General features: G+C 61.8%; 4 protein-coding genes and 1 pseudogene. 2 read left to right on the plus strand and 3 right to left on the minus strand.

What is annotated here, in order from left to right; all coding sequences use genetic code 11:
* The 3 genes and pseudogenes from AC1D1P_RS15930 to AC1D1P_RS15940 all read right to left on the minus strand — a co-directional run.
* Positions 1 to 148 (minus strand): annotated as a pseudogene (locus tag AC1D1P_RS15930) (DMT family transporter); the annotation flags it as partial.
* Between the two features lie 3 nt (positions 149 to 151).
* On the minus strand, positions 152 to 802 hold the full coding sequence (locus AC1D1P_RS15935) for a LysE family translocator (RefSeq protein WP_477667857.1): 651 nt from the start codon (positions 800 to 802) through the stop codon (positions 152 to 154).
* Positions 803 to 818: 16 nt separating this feature from the next.
* Positions 819 to 1601, minus strand: coding sequence for an SDR family oxidoreductase (locus AC1D1P_RS15940; protein ID WP_457280162.1), 783 nt, complete (start codon positions 1599 to 1601; stop codon positions 819 to 821).
* A gap of 125 nt (positions 1602 to 1726) precedes the next feature.
* On the opposite strand from AC1D1P_RS15940, the gene AC1D1P_RS15945 reads away from it, so the two are divergent.
* Both AC1D1P_RS15945 and AC1D1P_RS15950 read left to right on the plus strand, forming a co-directional pair.
* The gene (locus tag AC1D1P_RS15945; protein WP_477673648.1) at positions 1727 to 3412 is read left to right on the plus strand and encodes an electron transfer flavoprotein-ubiquinone oxidoreductase; all 1686 of its coding nucleotides are present in this window, start codon (positions 1727 to 1729) and stop codon (positions 3410 to 3412) included.
* Between the two features lie 460 nt (positions 3413 to 3872).
* Positions 3873 to 4283, plus strand: a complete 411-nt coding sequence (locus AC1D1P_RS15950) for a GDP-mannose 4,6-dehydratase (protein ID WP_477673649.1) — start codon at positions 3873 to 3875, stop codon at positions 4281 to 4283.
* The last annotated feature ends 3 nt before the right edge of the window (positions 4284 to 4286 follow it).

Here is a 4286-nt window from a genome sequence, read left to right on the forward strand (position 1 = left end):
CGGCGAACACGCCGTACACCGCAAAGCGCCCGGCCGTCAGGTCAATGGACGAATAGCCGCCCACGCCCATGTCGAGCATGCGCGGCGCCACAAACACCAGGCCCCACAGCGCGCCCGCCGCGAGCCCGGCCAGAATGCCCGTCAGCATCCGTCAGGCAGTGTGCGCAGTGGCTACCAGGCGCAAACCTAGCAGCCCCATCGCACCGGCGGCGGTGCGGTCTACCGCAGCCTTGCTGCGCAGGTAGGCTGCGCGCGGCACAGCGGAAGACAAAACCACCGCCACCACGGCATACCAGCCGGTTTCCATCACGAGTACACCCACAAGCACCAGCAGGGCTGCGGGCAAGGGAAACTGCGCTGGCAACAGGGCCGCGAACACGCTGCTGTAAACCACCACGATCTTCGGGTTGCTCAGCTGCGTCACCAGCCCCTGGCGAAACGATTGCAACACCGTGCGACGCGAGGCGCCCTTGTCATCGCCGCTCATTTCCAGCGGCTGGCGCGCGCCGCGCCAGATATTGAAGGCGATCCACATCAGGTACAGGCCGCCCACGACCTTGAGCGCCATGTAGACACCAGGCAAGGCGGCCAGCAACGCCTGCAGCCCGGCCAGCGCCAACGCGGCAAACACCAGCGCCCCCAGGCCCATACCCACCGCGGCAGCCAGGCCGTCAGCGCGTGAACGCGAAACCGCGATGCGCGCAACCTGCACAAAACTGGGGCCCGGGCTGACCACGCCCGCCAGCAAGGCCAGGAAAATAAGGCCTATCGGGCCGAGGTAAGGGACTACCGAATCCATCATGTTGCTCTCCAGAAATTCATACGCCAAAACCGTCATCCGCCGCTATCACCGCGCCGTTGACAAAGTGGCTCTCGCCACTGGCCAGCATCACCAGCAGTGCATCCAGGTCTTGCGGTTTGCCGATGCGCTTGCGCGGCAACATCTGCACCAGCCTCTTGCCCTGCTCGGTTTCCCAATGGTGGTGGTTGATCTCGGTGTCAATATAGCCGGGGCAGATGGCGTTGACGTTGATGCCGAACTTGCCCCACTCCAGCGCCATGGCTTTGGTCATCTGCACCACGGCGGCCTTGCTCATGCAGTACACGCCGATCTGCGGCAGTACGCGCAAGCCGGCCATGGAGGCGATGTTGATGATGCGGCCGCCGGCATAGTTGCCGGGCCCGGCACCGCGCGAACGGGCCAGCATGCGCTTGCCGACTTCCTGCGCCACGAAGAAGGCGCCCTTCACATTGGTGTTGAAGATGAAGTCATAGTCTTCCTCGCCGACGTCCTGGATGCGCTGTGTGGTGCTCACGCCGGAGTTGTTGACCAGGATGTCGATGGGGCCGACCTCCGTTTCAGCATGGGCCACGCCGGCCTTGATGCTGGCGTGGTCGGTCACGTCGAGCTCAACCACATGCGCATCGCCACCCGCAGCCTCAATCTGCGCGCGCAGGTCCTTGAGCTTGTCGAGCCTGCGGCTGGCCAGCACCACGGCCGCGCCGGCACGGCTCAGTGTTTTGGCGAACTGCGCACCCAGCCCGCCGGATGCACCGGTCACGAGAGCGACACGCCCCGACAGATCAATGCTGTAAGCCATTAGAGGCTCCTCTCTCAATTTAAACCGTACAAAAGAGAACGACCGTTCGCATCGCCGCATTCGCGACATAAAATCCAACGCGAGACCGACAATCCTTCCTGAAAATCATTATCAGCGAGTCCCCGATGAATACCCAAGAAATTCTGGCCCAGTTCGGCCCGCGCGAAGCAATGGAATATGACGTGGTCGTGGTGGGCGGCGGGCCCGGCGGGCTGGCTACCGCCATTCGCCTGAAACAACTGGCCGCAGAAAAAGCCACGGACATCTCCGTGGTGGTTCTCGAAAAGGGTTCCGAACCCGGTGCCCACATTCTTTCGGGTGCGGTTATGGACCCCAAGGCATTGACCGAACTGATTCCGGACTGGAAAGCGCAAGGCGCGCCATTGAACCAGCCTGTCACCGCCGACGAGGTTCTTTTTCTCAGCGAGAAAAGCGCGATCAAGACGCCCGCCTTTTTTGTGCCGGACTGCTTCCACAATGAAGGTAACTATGTCATCAGCCTGGGCAATGTGGTGCGCTGGCTGGCGCAGCAGGCAGAGGGCTTGGGCGTTGAAATCTTCCCGGRCTTCGCGGCGGCCGAAGTGCTCTACAACGACGACGGCTCCGTCAAGGGCGTGGCCACCGGCAACCTCGGCATCGGCAAGGATGGCCAGCCGACCGACAACTTCCAGCTCGGCATGGAACTGCACGGCAAGTACACCGTGTTTGCCGAAGGCGCGCGCGGCCACCTGGGCCGCCAGCTGATCAACCGCTTCAAGCTCGACGAAGACAGGGACCCGCAAGGCTACGCGCTGGGAGTGAAAGAACTCTGGGAAATCGACCCGGCCAAACACAAGCCGGGCCTTGTGATCCACACTGCCGGCTGGCCCATGGACAGCCAGACCTACGGTGGCGGTTTCATGTACCACCTGGAGGACAACAAGGTCACGCTGGGCATGGTCACCGGCCTGGACTACAGCAACCCCTACCTCAGCCCGTTTGAAGAGATGCAGCGCTGGAAGACCCATCCCAGCATCAAGGCTTACCTCGAAGGCGGCAAGCGCCTCAGCTACGGCGCGCGCGCCATCACCGCAGGCGGCGCGCTCAGCCTGCCCAAGACCGTGTTCCCGGGCGGCGCGCTGATCGGCTGCGAAGCCGGCTACCTCAATGCCGCCCGCATCAAGGGCAGCCACGCGGCCATCAAGAGCGGTATGCTGGCCGCTGAGGCCGCCTATGGAGCTGTCACCGCCGGCCGCCAGCACGATGAACTGGCCGCTTACCCTGAAGCCTATGCCAAGAGCTGGCTCGCGCAGGAGCTCAACCAGTCGCGCAATTTCAAGTCCTGGTTCAAGAAAGGCCTCTACGTCGGCGCCTTCATGACCGGCATCGAGCACTGGCTGTTGCCCAAGCTGGGCTTCAAGTCGCCGCCCTGGACCATCCACAACAGCATTCCGGACTACGCCAAGCTCAAGCCGGCGGCCGAGTGCACGCCCATCGTGTATCCCAAGCCCGACAACAAGATCACCTTCGACCGCCTTAGTTCGGTTTTCGTCTCCAACACCAACCACGAAGAGCACCAGCCCGCGCACCTGACGCTCAAGGACGCGAGCGTGCCGGTGAGCATCAACCTGGCCCAATACGCCGGCCCCGAAAGCCGCTACTGCCCGGCCGGTGTCTACGAGTTCGTAAAGAACCCCGACAACTCCGACCGCCTGCAGATCAACGCGCAGAACTGCGTCCACTGCAAAACCTGCGACATCAAGGACCCGACTCAGAACATCGTGTGGGTCACACCTGAAGGCGGCGGCGGGCCCAATTACAGCGGCATGTAAGCACAGCCTCTCCATCAACGAAAGCCCGGCCTCCCCCGGGCTTTTTTCATGCGATTTGCTACGCCGGGTTAATTCCCGGGAATTCAGCGCACTGTGCGAGCAGTCGCAGCAGCCCCTGATCTTTGTGACTTTTTGTCGTTTGCCGTTGGGATGCCAACTGCTCACGAACAGTTCAGCTGCCCGCCAGCTGGCGATTTGCAACCGTCATTCACAAGTGCTTACCGAACGATTCGAAACGCTTTGAGGCCAGCGTGACGGCTTCCCACGCACATATGCGGCTTACGCTGACATCCTTTCTCCACGCGTCAAAGACACTCGTAACTAGCCCCTGAAAGGGAATGGTCTGGTGATGTCTGGATGCTGCCCGTCCATGCAATCCCTCACGCGAACATGTTTCAGCAGTGTTACGCCGGCGTCGTGACCCGTATCAAATCAACCCGCTGCCATGCAGCCTTTTGCAATGACCCTGAACAAATCCAGTGTGCGACCTAGTGTGCTATTAACCGGTGGAGCCGGATACATCGGAAGCCATACTTTTGTGGCGCTGGTGAATGCCGGCTACCAGCCTGTCATCCTCGACGACTTTTCCAACAGCCATCCTGCCGTGCTGCACCGGCTGCAGCAGCTGACGGGTCAGCCCGTACCGTGCGAACGCGGCAACGTACTGGACACCGATTTTGTGGCCGGGGTCCTGCAACGCTACCACTGCGTTGCGGCCGTCCACTTTGCCGGGTTCAAGGCCGTAGGGGAAAGTGTGCAACGCCCTCTCATGTACTACCAGAACAATGTTGGCGGACTCCTGAGTTTGTTGCGGGCGATGGAAACGACGGACTGCCGGGCCGTAGTCTTCTCTTCAAGCGCCACGGTCTAGGGG

The organism is Polaromonas sp. P1_E1_2 (assembly GCF_056406035.1).

Bases quoted from the DNA above. Each gene is read 5' to 3' on its own strand.
- AC1D1P_RS15935 (WP_477667857.1), bottom strand. From the start codon at position 802: ATGATGGATTCGGTAGTCCCTTACCTCGGCCCGATAGGCCTTATTTTC.
- AC1D1P_RS15940 (WP_457280162.1), bottom strand. From the start codon at position 1,601: ATGGCTTACAGCATTGATCTGTCGGGGCGTGTCGCTCTCGTGACCGGT.
- AC1D1P_RS15950 (WP_477673649.1), top strand. From the start codon at position 3,873: ATGACCCTGAACAAATCCAGTGTGCGACCTAGTGTGCTATTAACCGGT.